This is a genomic window from Fulvivirga sp., assembly GCF_040218215.1.
In the GTDB taxonomy this organism is placed as follows: Bacteria; Bacteroidota; Bacteroidia; order Cytophagales; family Cyclobacteriaceae; genus Fulvivirga.
This window is the reverse complement of sequence record NZ_JAVJQL010000013.1, coordinates 311972-326536: the sequence shown is the minus strand read 5'-3', so window position 1 is coordinate 326536 and position 14565 is coordinate 311972. Positions and strand designations below refer to the sequence as shown.

Here is a 14565-nt window from a genome sequence, read left to right as displayed (position 1 = left end):
GATTAATCAGTACTATAAGAGAGATTTATGACTACACTAATAAAGGAAACGGCCAAAAGTAAATTATTGCCATTTGAAGGGTTTGAGGCTAAAATGGTGATGATACTTCAGAATAAGAGGGATAGAGATCACTTAAACAGTCTTACTAACGATAATGCCCGTTATGAATTCTTTATTAACCATTTCATAATGTCAGACATGGAGATGAGGCAGATACGCTCGTTTATTATTAGCTACGGCCTGCAATCTTTTATGACTTTACTGAAACATTACCTTGACCAAACTTCTGGTAATTAGCCTATAAAACCTTCTTTTTTGTGCGATCCGTCACAGAAAGGTTTATTTGAAGAATGTCCGCATCTACAGAAAGATGCAGCAGTCTCCTTCACTTCTGATGACCCGTCTTTATGAGTTATTTCCAAATCGCCAGTTACTCTTAACGGCCCATTCTCAAAGACCTGTATCTTAATCTTGCTCATAACTTCTTCTTTTGATTTTTCACTATTTACATAAGCCGAGAGTGCACCAGATGGGCACTTGTTAACCTGGCTCATCATTTCAGCACTTGTTGCCCCAGAGGTATCAATCCAGGGTTTCTCCTTTGGCTTGAATACGTTAGGGAGTCCGTGAAAACAGTTTTCTGAATGAATGCATTTTCCTGGTTGCCAAACCACGGTAATGTCTCCATTGGTGTATTCCTTTTTTACGTCCATAGAGTGTTTGTTATTTCATCAATTTATACATTAATACTGTCTTTATCAATGGCTAATCAAACTTGATGCTTTTGATTGGTTTAATTCTGGCAATTACAGCGGTAGGTAGAGCCACTATCAGGGTGACAATAACAAAAGTAAGTAGGTTAAGCGCTATCACAATGTCCCAATTCCAGCTAATTGGCACATAACTCATGTAATAGTCCGCAGGATTTAATCTGATGACCTGAAAGTAATATTGCAGTGCGCAAATTGTTAACCCCAAAATATTGCCAAGTACAAGCCCTTTAAAAATGAGCTGAACACCGCTGTAACTAAATATCCTCCTGATAAGAGCATCTGTGCCACCAAAAGACTTTAGCAGGCCAATCATTTGTGTGCGTTCCATAATAAGGATAAGGATGATGGAAACCATATTTACACAGACTACAAAAAGTATAATGCCTAAGAATATATTGACCTGTCGGCTGATCAAAAAAAGCCACTCAAACACCTGAATATATTTGTCACTGACCTTTTCTACATATAAATCTAAAGGTACAGTGGCATTGAGCTGCTCTTCAGCTTCGTCCATTTTATCTACATCATTAACAAACACTTCAAGTCCACCAGCCAATGAATCTGGCCAGTCATTAAGACGCTTAATTAAGTCAATATCCCCGATGATGAATTTATTATCATAATACTCGGACAAATTGGTTTCATATTTACCCACCACAGTAAGTCTTCTTACCCTTGGAGGATTTTGAAAAAAATGAACCAGTATATCCTCATTAAGTTCAATATTGAGCTTGTCTGCAATAACTTTACTAATAACTACCTCCTTGGAATAGTCATCTGAATCAAATTCGATAAACCTACCTTCAATTAGGTTGGTATTGAAGTTTGCAGTATCAAACCGGGCACTAACTCCTTTAAATACTATGCCTAGTACCTCATCTTCAGCCTTTATAAGACCTGCCTTATGGCTATACTCCTGCACATGCCTGACATAAGGAAAATCTTCAGGGTTGGTGAAAATCCCAGTATTAAGTGATATTGGCACCTCTTCAAATGAATTATCAAGTGTGTATTTTGTTAGCTGCAGGTGAGCACTAAAACTGTAAATTTTATCCCTTACCGTATCCTGAAAGCCTCTGAGGATAAGGAATGACACAATCATAGCTCCTAAACCAACAGCAATACTTCCTATAGCTATTTTGTGAATAGTGGATGAAAAACTCTGTTCTTCATTATCAGCAATTCGCTTGGCTATGAAATATGAAAGGTTCAACCGTTTTGATTAATTTTAGCGTGCCTCAAAGTAAAAGAAAACAAAAATGTAAAAAGTACTTTATCCCTTTCTTTTACAACATGGAGGGCATGTAATTGTAAAACATAAATATTAATGCGGCATTATTTTTTTCTCATCTTAATTATCATCTCTTCAAGTTGCAAAGCACAACAAGAGCAAAATCAAGCACCCGATAAAACCATTAGAGTAGGGGCCGAAAGTTTGGATGAATACTTACCCTTATTAAAAGACAAAAAAGTTGCACTACTGGCCAACCACTCTTCTTTAGTGGGTAAAACACATTTGGTAGACACGCTTCTAAGTAATGATGTCGATATTGTAAAGGTCTTTGCTCCAGAGCATGGTTTTAGAGGTGACAGACCAGATGGAGCCACCATAGACAATACCAAAGATCCTAAAACGGGCATTCCGATTGTATCGATGTACGGAAAAAATAAAAGCCTGCCTGTAGAACTTCTTGAAGGAGTTGACGTGCTGATCTTCGATATTCAGGATGTAGGTGTGCGATTCTTCACCTACATAAGTGCTATGGCTTATGCCATGAAATCATGTGCTGCTTCGGGGACTAAATTTATAGTGTTGGATAGACCAAACCCCAATGGCATGCTGGTAGATGGCCCCATGCTTGACTCTGCTTTCTCTTCCTATGTAGGTGCTTTGCCTTTGCCTGCTGTACATGGACTAACTGTTGGCGAGCTGGCTAAGATGATCCATGGCGAAGGTTGGACAGGAGATAAAAAGTGCGACTTGACGATTATACCTGTTAAAAACTATGATCATTCTATGCCCTATATTTTGCCAGTAAAACCATCGCCTAACTTGCCAAGTGATAAATCTATTATCCTGTATCCATCGCTAGCTCTATTTGAGGGTACTGCCATAAGTGTTGGCCGGGGGACTTACAAGCCGTTTATACAGTATGGGCACCCATCTTTCACAGATTTAAAACACACCTTTACTCCTGTCTCCATTCCCGACATGTCTGCTAAACCACCACTGGAGAATCAAAAATGTTATGGCTATTCATTTGAAGACAAAGATGTGAAACATGAATTCACATTAAAATATCTTTTGGATGCCTATAATAAATTTGAAGACAAAGAGTCCTTCTTTCTCAAAACCAACTATTTCAATTTGCTGATGGGTACTGATAAAACCATGCAACAGATCAAAGCAGGAATGAGCGAAGTAGCTATTAAAGCAACTTGGAAATCAGACCTTGACACCTATATGGTCATGCGAAAGAAGTACCTGCTTTATAAAGATTTTGAATAGCAGTATGGCTAGTTTTGCTGCAATTATTTAAGATATGCAAGACTTAAGAATCATATATATGGGAACGCCAGAATTTGCAGTTCCCTCTCTGGAAATACTAATTGGAAACGGGTTTAATGTAGTAGCTGTTATTACTGCACCCGACAAACCAAAGGGCCGGGGCCAGCAGTTATCAACATCACCTGTTAAGGATTGTGCCGTAAAACACAACATTCCTGTTCTGCAGCCTACCAATTTAAAATCACCAGAGTTTATAGAAGAGTTGAAAAGCTACAACGCCAATCTTCAGGTTGTAGTTGCGTTTAGAATGCTCCCTGAAATGATTTGGAATATGCCTGAAATAGGAACTTTTAACCTGCATGCTTCCCTCCTTCCGCAATATCGTGGTGCAGCGCCTATCAACTGGGCTATTATTAATGGTGAGAAAGAAACAGGAGTATCAACTTTTTTTTTACAGCATGAAATAGATACAGGCAAAATCATCTTTCAGGAGAAAGAAACTATACATGAAGATGACACGGTAGGTGATCTTTATGGCAGACTAATGGCAAAAGGTGCAGGGCTGGTATTAAAAACAGTGCAGGCCATAGCCAATGAAGATTACCCTCAGGTTGATCAGGATGAAAATCAGGAGTTGAGATCTGCTCCAAAAATATTCCGTGAGACCTGTGAAATTAATTGGGATCAACCAACTGTCACAGTTTATGATTTTGTAAGGGGTTTATCTCCCTACCCTGCTGCCTGGACTACAATAAACGATAAGAATTTAAAAATATATAAAGCCTCAAAAGTTGGAAAAAGACCTAATGGAAAGTCATCTGGTGATTATGTATCTGATGGAAAAACCTATTTGCATTTTGTAACAGCTGATGGCTGCTTAAATGTTAGTGAACTTCAAATAGAAGGCAAAAAGCGTATGGGCATTGAAGAGTTTTTAAGAGGGAATAAAGTATGAAAATATCAATGATAGCGGCAGTAGCCGAAAACGGGGTAATAGGTAAGGACAACGATCTGGTATGGCGGCTACCGGACGATATGAAGTTCTTCATGCAAAAGACCACTGGCCACCATGTGATTATGGGGCGTAAGAATTTTGAATCGCTGCCTCCCAAATTCAGCCCACTGCCTAACAGGACCAATATCATTATCACCAGGCAGAAAGACCTTAAGGTTGAGGGTGCTCATGTTGTTAATTCATTACATCAGTCATTAGAAATAGCCCGCATCAACAATGAAAAGGAAGCCTTTATTATTGGAGGTGGAGAAATCTACAAGCTCGGACTGGAAATTGCCGATATCATGTACATCACCGAAGTAAAAGGCACTTTTGAGGGTGATGCTTTCTTTCCGGAATTTGATAAAAATGAGTGGAAAGAAATCGAAAGAATTCCACATGGTATTGATGAAAAACATCAATATGCTTTTGACTTTGTAACCTATGCCAGAAAATAGCCCATGGATAAACCACTTACCAAAGAATTTGAAGTAAAATGGGCAGACCTTGACCCTAACAGGCACATGCGCCACTCTGCTTACAATGACTATGCAGCTCACATGCGTGTGAAGATTTTAGAAGAAGCCGGCTTGACCATGAGCAAGCTAGAAGAACTGAAAATGGGACCCATCCTATTTCGTGAAGAAACAAAATTTTTACGTGAGGTAGGCATGGAAGGAAGTATTACCATCACTGCGGCTTTGTCTAAATCCCGTGCTGATGGCAGTCGATGGTCATTCCGTCATGAAATGTTTCGGTCTGATGGCATTAAAGCAGCAATTATAGAAGTAGATGGTGCATGGTTAGATATTTTACAAAGGAAACTGGCCATACCTCCAAAAGAGATAGCTGACTGGTTTTTATCGATGCCTAAAACTGAAGATTTCATCTTAGAGTCAGCAAAATGAAAGTAAAAGATAAAGTTATTTGGATAACTGGCGCCTCCTCGGGTATTGGTGAGGCCATAACTTATGAATTGGCCAGAAAGGGTGCCAGACTGATACTTTCCGCACGAAGAAAAACAGAACTGGAAAGGGTAAAGAGCTCCTGCCCTGCTGAGGCTCAAAAATATATCGAGCTGCTTCCTCTGGATTTGGCTCAGCCCAATTCCCTTAAACTGATAACTGAAGCCGCTGTCCAGCTTTTTGGGCATGTTGATATCCTGATCAATAATGGTGGAATAAGTCAGCGCTCTTTGGCTGCCGAAACAAGTCTTGAGGTGGACAGAAAACTTATGGAGGTCAACTATTTTGGCACTATTGCCCTTACCAAATATCTTCTCCCGCATTTCACAGAAAGAAAACAAGGACATATAGCAGTGGTTTCCAGCCTTGTGGGCAAGTTTGGGTCGCCCTATCGCTCAGGTTATGCTGCCTCCAAGCATGCCTTACATGGCTTCTTTGATTCATTACGCGCAGAACTCTTCAAAGACAACATTAAGGTCACTATGGTGTGTCCCGGTTTTATAAAAACCAATGTTTCTGTCAATGCGCTGACTGAAACTGGTGATGCGCTCAACAAAATGGACGATGCCCAGGCCAATGGTATGGCGGCAGATGTCTTTGCAAAAAAAATGATCAAAGCATTAGAGAAGGAAAAGAATGAAGTTTATATCGGTGGCAAGGAAAAATACGGAGTGTATTTGAAAAGGCTTTTCCCTAATCTATTTGCCAAAGTTTTAAGGAAAGCCAAAGTGAGATAACTCACCCACTCCCCTTTGCCCTGTTGTACATTTTATTTGGTGGCACCAGAAATATGGAGAAGCTTAGATATGGTGTTGGGTCAGCGTCTATTTTCATTAAAGCATCTGCACGTCTATCTCCTGGTTCGGAAATGAACAGATTGATGGGAAAACGATAGCCTGCTGTTACACCAAACCACAACCAGTCATGGAGCTCGCGTTCATAAGTTAACAGGGCACGTACTGATGACCTTCTAAATTCTAAAAGATCGAAACCACTAAAAAGGCTGTCCTGCAGGCTATAGCTGGCACCTTGCAGCTCTAGGGCTCCTATAAAATGATTTGAAAGATTAGGAGAGTATCTCAATTTGGCGCTTTTTGGCAGCAGCAACTCATAGCCCCAGTGAAGGGAAAAATCATTATTGAACATCAACACAGGGTAAGCCGCTGGCTGACCAAAATCATAGCCAAAGGAGGCTCCAAAGCCCAACTGCTTGTGGGGGCCGCGCTGCTTGCCATAAATACCCGCCACCGACCATTTCAGCTGATAGTTAATATTTTCAGAACCAGGCCTGTCGCTATTCAAAGAGCTGTTAAAATAAATATAAACAAACTTTTTTTCCTTTAAAATCTGCTGCATGTAGGCGCTAAAGCTTAACCGCTTCAACGACTTATCATCAAAGCGGGTGAATAGTGGGTACACCTCGTCAGACTGTTCACTGAACTTAAACTGCTCGTGCCTGTAGCCTAAACCACCAATGATTTTGGTGCGCTCTTTTAGTACCATTGGAAATTTCAACTTTCCCTCCCTGATCAGGTTTTGCGACACATTGGCCTGCGCATCTCCTACTATAGCCGAAGTGGGTATAACCGTAAAATCCCTGAGCAGTTCCGTTTCGTAGACCAAAAACTTGGGCCTGGGTTTGAAACGCGTGGCCGCTTCAATGATAGGACCCTCAGCCTCAACATTGTCAGGAGCCACCTCCTGCGCACAGACACAGGTTGCGCTGAGTAGCAGACCAAATGTCACTAAAAATAAATAAAGCGTATGTTTTGCCAACAAAGGAAACAGGTCAGGTTTGAACTATAAATTAACAATTTGGCGAATTATTGTTCTTATATGCGAGAAAACATTTTGGATTTATAAAATTAATAGTCTCGTATCCACTTGCCCAAGAGTTAGCTTCATTTCAAAACACAAATAAATAACAATTAATTGCTATTTTTAGAGTAACAGCAGGGTATCTGTAAAATTCACAAATGACAACAAATGCTTACAAATAAAAAGGTGCGTATATCTGGTTGTTGTCAGCAAGCTTTTTCGGGAAAATGAAACAATTACGGACGACAACCTTACTGATGCTTATTTCAATTAGTTAATTTGGACAACAATATAACTTTGACCTTGATAAAATAAAGTTTAATGGACTTGGACTTATGACGACCAAAAAAGTAATAACAGAAAAATTCGAACAAGGAAGACGAGTTGAAACAAATTACGAATGTGGTTTCTTCACCAATGACTTACCTGGCGGGCCATAATACCAATTGGTGTATACTGACTTCACTTTTATTGGAAGTGACAAGGAATACTTCTACTTACAAAGTGTAAACTTTTTTCAGGACGAGTTAAATGAAACTCCACCATGCGGACAAAGTATTGAATGGGCAGACGACAAAGGAAGAATTCATTAAATTATTTGGCGATACCGTTAAGCAACATTTTGACAACCCCGATAATAAAGTAATTGTTTTAATAGCAACTGACTGTGACGATGGAGCAAGATTTACATTCAAAGACGGACGACCTGTGAGATTTGAGTATTGGACACCGCGTTCAGTAGAAAAAGCCAACGAGCCAACAAAGGATAGCCCACTTCTACTGAGTGAAGAATGCCGGGCGCCATGCAGAGTACTAAAGCAAGGGTGGAAATTGAATTTTCCGTCATGATTGAGGTTTTTTACAGCTACTGGTTATTTAAATCCAAACATTCCATTGTTGTGGGCCAAACCTTCGGTACGTATTTCCTTGATGACGTCCCAGTGCTCTACAATTTTGCCGTCCTTCATTCTGAATAAGTCGTAGAACGCTTGCGATTTACCACTCCACTCTCCTTCACTTACCGTAAGCACGAAATTCCCTTCGCCTAGTACCTTCTGGATTTTGGAATACTTAAACATGTTATTTTGCGAAGTGAGGTACTCAACGGCTTCTACAATTCCACTCAAACCGTCTTTTATCCTGGGGTTGTGCTGGTCATATTGTTCGGCACTAACATATTCTGTAATCTTACCTGGGTTCTTACCCATAAGCACATCTTCTATCAAGGCTACGGCCAGCGCTTTATTTGCATCGGTTTTATCCAGGTCTTCCACGGTGGTTGCCCCATCGGTTTGGGTTCTTCCACTGGCGGTTTCTTTCACAAGGGTCGTAATAGCATCCCAGTGCTCAGCAACTTTTCCGTTTTCATCTATACGTATAATGTCAAAGGCCACCATTTCGTTTGCACCAAAAGGTTCGGCATTTTTCCAGATATTGTGCATAAATACATAATCCACATCTACGAACATTCGCACGTTTTCTGCATACGTTCCATGTTCTTTTAAGACAGGTAAGAGTTGGATAAAGGGTTCCAATCCTGTCGGTAGGAATGGATTGTGCCGGATATAATCAGCATTTGCAAATTTGCGCATTGTATCTTCGTCTTGGTCGGCTACAGCACCTAAGAAAGTGCTTACGATTTCTTTGTTATTCATTGATTTAGCTTTGAATTTGTTTCGCTTATTAATTTTGTTTGCGCAGTTCCACAGGAAGCAAGAATGCCTGACAACACAAAGACGCTTATTACTTTTTTCATTGATCTTGTTATTTGATGAATACTTATTACTTTTGTTTTGCAAGCAATGATATAAAATAACTTACAACATGCAAGTAATAATTGAAATAACTTGCATTTAACAAGTAATAATTTATATATTCTTAACCTATGCCACAAGATTTCAGGTGTAATTGCCCGTTTACTTCAGCCTTGGATGTTTTAGGCGATAAGTGGATGTTGGTTATCGTAAAGCAAATGCTCATCGAGGGAAAAGAAACTTTCAAAGACTTTACAAAAAGTGATGAAGCCATTGCTACAAATATTCTTTCTGCCAAACTCAAACTACTAGAGGAAGTAGGGATAATCATAAAAACACAACGACCAGACAATAAAAAGACCAACCTCTATCTTTTGACTGATAAGGGATTGGCTTTAGCACCTGTACTTGTAGAGCTTGCCAAATGGAGCGATAGTAATCTCAGAGACATCAATCCGACTATTGTGAACGGAGAAGAAATGAAATTTTTACGAACTGATAAATCTGCTTTTACGAATGTATTAGTGACGAAATATAGAGAAAAACTGGCTACAACATTGTATAATAGCAACCTATAAAAAGGTTCAATTTATGGAAAAAACACAGACATTAAATTACATTAAACAAGTATTAAAAAACATGCCTTCGGATTGGCTTAGCCTTACTACTCATCGGCTTGATATTTATAATGAGAAGCTTGCCAAAGTTGAGTTTTTACAGGATTTTGACCAGTTAGCAAAAAACAATAATGCTGAAAAATCAGCTTTAAGTGAGTTGCCAACTGCTTATGATTATATCAGATTGGGGCATCCTTTATCATCTGTTTTAGAATGGACAATTGCTCAATTTTTAAATCTAGAAGCCGAAAGTGTTGTGAGCTTTTCATCAAGAACGGCTCCTGTCCTCGCCATTTTGCGAAAGAACTTTATTGAAGGTAAAAACACACGAATTATTCATGTCAATCAGCTTCCAAAGTCTTTTGATGCTGAGCTAATCCATCGTGTTTATGGCTATCACTTTGAAGCACAGCAAGTAGAGAGTATCCAGGAAATTCAGGACTTTGCTGGCACTACCATTTTCGTAACTGAACAAGAAATAAGTGAATCCCTTGAGTTGCCATCTAATATTGATTTCTTGATTAGTATGGATGATAAGCTTGGCAGCATTTTGATAGTTAATGGCCATGATAACAAGCGCTACATTTCCGAAATACAGCATGTAAGAAGAAGGGAAACTATTGCCATGACTCCTGATGATTGCTTTATTGCATTGGAGAAGTTATCTGAAAATGGTGCCGATCATTCTAAGGTCAGAAACCGTGTGGCTGATCAAAATGCTGTAGAGAAATGCATTCAGGAGATTACTGCTACTGACAATAAACCTCTGATAGGCTCAAGCGGATTGTCCGTTCAATATGCGATTATGATGGGCCTTGTTGACCATGCGCTAGAAACGTACCCAGGAAAAGATATTAAGTTCATTGTGCCCCCCAATTGTTATGGTGGAACTAACGATCAGGCCAGGCGAGTTGCGGCTTGCAATGACCGTATAGAAATCATGGACCTATTGGTAGATAGGGAAAATAACATGGTTCAAAGCATTGATGCTGTTTTAGATGCAGTGGCCTCGCAAGATGCAGTGCCATATATAATAGTTGAAATACCTACCAACCCACGGGTAGAAGTGCCAGATCTGGGAAATTTAAGAACCGTACTGCGTAAGTCACGAACTACCTCTCAGGGTACAGCTTCTGTAGCTCCTGTTTTTATTCTGGATCAAACTTTTTGTCCGAATGTGCGCTTTTTGGGTGAAGAGGATATACTATCAGGGATCAACGCCATTTCATATGTCAGTGGTTCTAAATTTCCTAGCGGTGGTAAGTGTACGGCCGGCTATTGTGTTGCTAACCAACAGGCAGCACATTTAATGGGGAAAATAGAAACTCACCTAAAGCTTTGTGACAATGAGTCCACGGATTTGCAAATGGAGCTACTTGCGCAGCAGTTGCCATCAATGAATGAAAGAATTGAAGCGGCTTATCAATACACCCGTGAGTTTGTTAATTTCATTCAACAGACGCTACCCGAAGCTAAAATCAATTTCGTTTCAGAAGAGCTGGCAAAACAAGGATTCACGCCATCTGTTTTTTCACTCGACCTTCCTACCAAAGGAGGTACTGACGAAGAAAGAGAAGCCTATAAGCGCGCACTAAACCTGAAGTTAATCAACTCAATGATTAAAGAAATACCTGAAGAAAGTAAATATTGTGTGAGTTACGGACAGCTAAAAGGCTGCTATTGGACCATTCCAGCAACCTCTACTCAGGGCACGACCAAAGAAGGTGATAAAGATTATATTGCACGTGTGGCATTGTCTGCAAACATGGATTTAGAACGTCATAAAAAAGTATTCTCTCAATTTGCAGCAAGTATTTAGTCTTATTGGCAGATTATGAAACAGGTGAATTTTGGACATTTATTAATTGCATGCAGCATCATATTTCAGACATCGGCATGCGGACAAACGAAAAGTGAGTTTACCTGACTTAATGGTGCTAAAGCTGCTATTTGCCTGACTTATGATGACGGTCTTTCGAGTCATGTCAATACTGTTGGTCCGGCACTAAAGAAATATAATTTCAAGGCCACCTTCTACCCTACGCTCGCTTCATCTTCTATTTATGATGAAATGGATAAGTGGAAATTGTTAGCTCAGGAGGGTCATGAGTTAGGAAACCACACCTTATATCACCCTTGTCAAAAATCGAAGGGTGGAATGGACTGGGTTAAGGATTATCAGGATTTAGACAAATATACCGTTGACCAGCTGTTGGAAGAAATTCAACTGGCCAATAGCTTTTTATCAGCGCTGGACGGAAAGAAAACCAGAACTTTTGCCTATCCATGTGCCCACTATTATGCTGGTGGTGTTAATTATAAAGACAGTATCAGTAAATATGCTTCAGCGGCAAGGGGCAGCTCTGGAAAGCAAGAGTCTCTACAAATTCCTGACGAAATAGATATTTACAATGTTACTTCCTGGGCACCTAACAATCATGATGCTGATGACCTTATTGCATATATTGATAAGATTATAGAAAGCAACTCCTTCAGCACATTTACTTTTCATGGCATAGGTGCCGAGCACTTGGTTGTCTCCAAAAAAGACCATGAGGCGATGCTCAAATATCTGGATGCCCATCGTGATAAGATTTGGGTGACCACTTTTAAGGAAGCAACAGATTATTTGAGATCACAACAGTTAAAAAAATAAAAATATGAGCTCTGGAATAAAGAAGATTGAAGATTTCTTCACTATATACAAAGAGTCCGCCTGGAACAAAGATTCAGTCTCCATGATCAATCTATACGATCATCAGTCGATCATATTTGATATGTGGGATAAAGGCAGTATTACTAATGAAAAAGAGTGGGTCAAACTTATTGAAGACTGGCTAGGCTCCTTAGGTGATGAAAGCGTGAAGGTCGATTTCGAAATGGTGAAAATTCAGGAATCAGATAATGTAGGTTTTGCAACTGCCTTCATTAAGTTTCAGGCTATCTCTAAAGAGGGAGAAGTTTTGAGAAGTATGAAAAATAGAATTACACTTGGTTTTACAAAGCATGAGAGCCAATGGAAAGTAATCCACCAGCACACGTCCGCACCAATAAGTTCTGAAGACCTCTCCGCTATTCTAGATCTATAGTCTATTTTGTAAATGACAGGAATAGCTGATACCAAAATATGGCTTAATCACGCTTAGGAAATAAATTTTCGCTATGTTGTAAATAGTTTACAGTGAAATAAGTGTGCCCCATCATTTATAAATTAAATGAGCGCAATTTTTCCTTCTTAACACCTTCATTCTTTCAATTTCAGGATTCATCATACTGACCCTCGCGGCTCCTCCATTATTTGTTAAAGAAAAACCATGAAAGGCTAAACGTGAATTTATAATCCAAATATTTACTATCATAACCGAAGCCACAGCAAGTTCATCATTAATGCATTCGCCAAATTCCATGATCCGTTTTGGTATTTGGTCTTGTGAATTATACGGGTTTAGAAGAAGACACTGATATAGAAATATTTTATGTAGAGTAGACACTCGGGTGAAGGTTTGAGGCTTGAGTATGTTATGCGTCTTTGATTTTCAAAGAGCAAAGCATATTAAATCATCTTGATACCACTGATCATAAATCGCTATAAATTCTTTCTTCCAAACAATATTCATTCGCTTTTGATTTGTACTTTGGCATTAAGATGAAGGGAAGGCTCAAAATCAAATTATACAGGCAAATTGGTCTCTTAGGACTAATAGCTACTGGGGTTTGCTCCATGCTTGGAGCCTCTATAAATGTTGTGCCATTTATGATTCAGCGCAATGTGCCCGGTATAGGCCCTTATGTGCTTCCGGCTTTTGTTTTCGCTGCTATACCAGCCATTTTCGCTGCTCTTGCTTATGCTATTTTATCTTCATCTATGCCGCGGGCAGGTGGCAGCTATCTGTATGCAAGTAGAGGCTTAAATCCCTATTTAGGGTTTATCGCCAGTTTCTCTCAATGGTTTGGTTTATCCATTGTTATTGGGGTGATTGCTTATGTGTGTGTGCCATTTATGCGAGACGTAGCCATTGGAATGGGTTGGGATGAACTTGCCGTAACTTTGGAGATACCTGTCATCAGAGTAGGATTGGCACTGGCGCTCATTTGGGTTTTTGTAGGTGTAAATATCCGCGGAAATAAAACCTATGAAAGAATACTTATTCCGATGATGTTCATGATGTTCATTCTAGGCAGTATTGTTATAGTCTCAGGCTTTTCATTTAATACAGAAGATTTCATAGCCGCTGTTAAACTTAAAGATAACGTAGATGTAAAATTAACTTCTGCTGAGGCCTTGGATTGGCGAACTTTTCTCTCAGCAGCAGCATTGCTTTTTTCCAGTTTTATAGGTTTCGATTCTATAGCCCAGGCTGGAAGCGAAGCGAAAAATCCTACAAAATCACTGCCCAAAGCCATATTGCTGACAATAATAACCGTTGGTGTATTCTATTTCCTTTTTACCTCTGCTGTCTACAATACCGTACCCTGGAGTTATGTGGCATCAGAAGCTATGGTCAAAGATATTAGCGCCCCTGGCCTGTTGAGCTATGTGTTACCCGCAGGGCTTGGTGTGGCCATTTTGCTTGGCGCTGCCATTGCCCTGATCAATGATTTGCCTGCCATGTTACTATCAGTTTCAAGATTAATGTTTGCCTGGGCAGAAGACGGCATTTTTCCCGCATTCATCGCCAATGTGCATCCTAAAAGACATACACCACATGTTGCACTTATTACTGCGGGTATTATGGCAAGTGTTGGCGTGCTCGGTTCTCACTTCGCTGGTGACTTCTTTTTAGGTATAGACATTATGGTGACTTCCATGATAGTCAACTTTCTTCTGATGTGTATAACACTTATTACCATTCCAATAGTAAACCCCGAACTGGCAAAGGAAATTTCAATTATCAAAGAGCGGCCTTTTCAACTATGGATTGGCTGGTCCGGCACTATTTTCTTAGTTGCTTTTTTAATCATTCACACCTATAAAGACCTTACAGCTGATGCCAGCGCCTGGTATTTTCACTCCACGCCAATCTGGTTGATAGTTATGGCACTTGCCAGCCTGCTATTTTATTCCAGATGGCTTGGCTTTAAAAAGGCAAGCATTAACACCAAAGAAAAATTTAAACTCCTTCCTGAAGAATAGT

Annotated in this window: 17 protein-coding genes; 12 read left to right on the top strand and 5 right to left on the bottom strand. The window is 39.7% G+C overall.

Going from position 1 to position 14565, the window contains the following annotated elements:
* The first annotated feature begins 27 nt into the window (after window positions 1-27).
* Window positions 28-297, top strand: a complete 270-nt coding sequence (locus tag RIB54_RS08585) for a hypothetical protein (RefSeq protein ID WP_350069491.1) — start codon at window positions 28-30, stop codon at window positions 295-297.
* Here RIB54_RS08585 and RIB54_RS08580 read toward each other — a convergent pair.
* Window positions 294-713: a (4Fe-4S)-binding protein gene (locus RIB54_RS08580; protein ID WP_350100511.1), complete on the bottom strand. Its 420-nt coding sequence runs from the start codon at window positions 711-713 to the stop codon at window positions 294-296. The genes RIB54_RS08585 and RIB54_RS08580 overlap by 4 nt on opposite strands.
* 52 nt (window positions 714-765) lie before the next feature.
* Entirely contained in the window at window positions 766-1986 is a 1221-nt protein-coding gene (locus tag RIB54_RS08575; protein ID WP_350100510.1) for an ABC transporter permease, read from the bottom strand.
* Between the two features lie 114 nt (window positions 1987-2100).
* Between RIB54_RS08575 and RIB54_RS08570 the strand changes: the two genes are divergently transcribed.
* From RIB54_RS08570 to RIB54_RS08550, 5 genes are read left to right on the top strand one after another with little or no spacing between them, the layout of a single operon-like run.
* On the top strand, window positions 2101-3282 hold the full coding sequence (locus tag RIB54_RS08570; RefSeq protein WP_350100509.1) for an exo-beta-N-acetylmuramidase NamZ family protein: 1182 nt from the start codon (window positions 2101-2103) through the stop codon (window positions 3280-3282).
* 34 nt (window positions 3283-3316) lie between these two features.
* Window positions 3317-4237: a methionyl-tRNA formyltransferase gene (gene fmt, locus RIB54_RS08565; RefSeq protein WP_350100507.1), complete on the top strand. Its 921-nt coding sequence runs from the start codon at window positions 3317-3319 to the stop codon at window positions 4235-4237.
* Window positions 4234-4734: a dihydrofolate reductase gene (locus RIB54_RS08560; RefSeq protein ID WP_350100506.1), complete on the top strand. Its 501-nt coding sequence runs from the start codon at window positions 4234-4236 to the stop codon at window positions 4732-4734. Before fmt ends, RIB54_RS08560 begins: the two co-directional genes overlap by 4 nt.
* Window positions 4735-4737: 3 nt before the next feature.
* Window positions 4738-5184 carry a thioesterase family protein gene (locus RIB54_RS08555; RefSeq protein ID WP_350069473.1) on the top strand — a complete coding sequence of 149 codons (447 nt, stop codon included), beginning with the start codon at window positions 4738-4740 and terminating at the stop codon, window positions 5182-5184.
* Window positions 5181-5978, top strand: a complete 798-nt coding sequence (locus RIB54_RS08550) for an SDR family oxidoreductase (protein ID WP_350069470.1) — start codon at window positions 5181-5183, stop codon at window positions 5976-5978. Before RIB54_RS08555 ends, RIB54_RS08550 begins: the two co-directional genes overlap by 4 nt.
* A gap of 1 nt (window position 5979) precedes the next feature.
* Here the strand turns inward: RIB54_RS08550 and RIB54_RS08545 are convergent, their stop codons facing one another.
* Entirely contained in the window at window positions 5980-6987 is a 1008-nt protein-coding gene (locus tag RIB54_RS08545) for a hypothetical protein (RefSeq protein ID WP_350100505.1), read from the bottom strand.
* Between the two features lie 603 nt (window positions 6988-7590).
* Between RIB54_RS08545 and RIB54_RS08540 the strand changes: the two genes are divergently transcribed.
* Window positions 7591-7908, top strand: a complete 318-nt coding sequence (locus tag RIB54_RS08540) for a hypothetical protein (protein ID WP_350100503.1) — start codon at window positions 7591-7593, stop codon at window positions 7906-7908.
* Window positions 7909-7931: 23 nt separating this feature from the next.
* Here RIB54_RS08540 and RIB54_RS08535 read toward each other — a convergent pair whose 3' ends face one another.
* The gene (locus tag RIB54_RS08535) at window positions 7932-8651 is read right to left on the bottom strand and encodes a nuclear transport factor 2 family protein (RefSeq protein ID WP_350100502.1); all 720 of its coding nucleotides are present in this window, start codon (window positions 8649-8651) and stop codon (window positions 7932-7934) included.
* 293 nt (window positions 8652-8944) lie between these two features.
* On the opposite strand from RIB54_RS08535, the gene RIB54_RS08530 reads away from it, so the two are divergent.
* The 4 genes from RIB54_RS08530 (at window position 8945) to RIB54_RS08515 (ending at window position 12519) form a co-directional block, all read left to right on the top strand.
* A complete protein-coding gene (locus tag RIB54_RS08530; protein WP_350100501.1) occupies window positions 8945-9391 on the top strand; it encodes a winged helix-turn-helix transcriptional regulator in 447 nt (148 codons plus the stop codon).
* A 13-nt stretch (window positions 9392-9404) separates the two neighbouring features.
* On the top strand, window positions 9405-11249 hold the full coding sequence (locus RIB54_RS08525; RefSeq protein ID WP_350100499.1) for a PLP-dependent aminotransferase family protein: 1845 nt from the start codon (window positions 9405-9407) through the stop codon (window positions 11247-11249).
* A 129-nt stretch (window positions 11250-11378) separates the two neighbouring features.
* Window positions 11379-12086: a polysaccharide deacetylase family protein gene (locus RIB54_RS08520; protein WP_350100525.1), complete on the top strand. Its 708-nt coding sequence runs from the start codon at window positions 11379-11381 to the stop codon at window positions 12084-12086.
* 4 nt (window positions 12087-12090) lie between these two features.
* Window positions 12091-12519: a YybH family protein gene (locus RIB54_RS08515; protein ID WP_350100498.1), complete on the top strand. Its 429-nt coding sequence runs from the start codon at window positions 12091-12093 to the stop codon at window positions 12517-12519.
* A gap of 111 nt (window positions 12520-12630) precedes the next feature.
* Here RIB54_RS08515 and RIB54_RS08510 read toward each other — a convergent pair whose 3' ends face one another.
* On the bottom strand, window positions 12631-12837 hold the full coding sequence (locus RIB54_RS08510; RefSeq protein WP_350100496.1) for a hypothetical protein: 207 nt from the start codon (window positions 12835-12837) through the stop codon (window positions 12631-12633).
* 239 nt (window positions 12838-13076) lie between these two features.
* On the opposite strand from RIB54_RS08510, the gene RIB54_RS08505 reads away from it, so the two are divergent.
* On the top strand, window positions 13077-14564 hold the full coding sequence (locus RIB54_RS08505) for an APC family permease (protein ID WP_350100495.1): 1488 nt from the start codon (window positions 13077-13079) through the stop codon (window positions 14562-14564).
* Window position 14565: the final 1 nt, after the last annotated feature.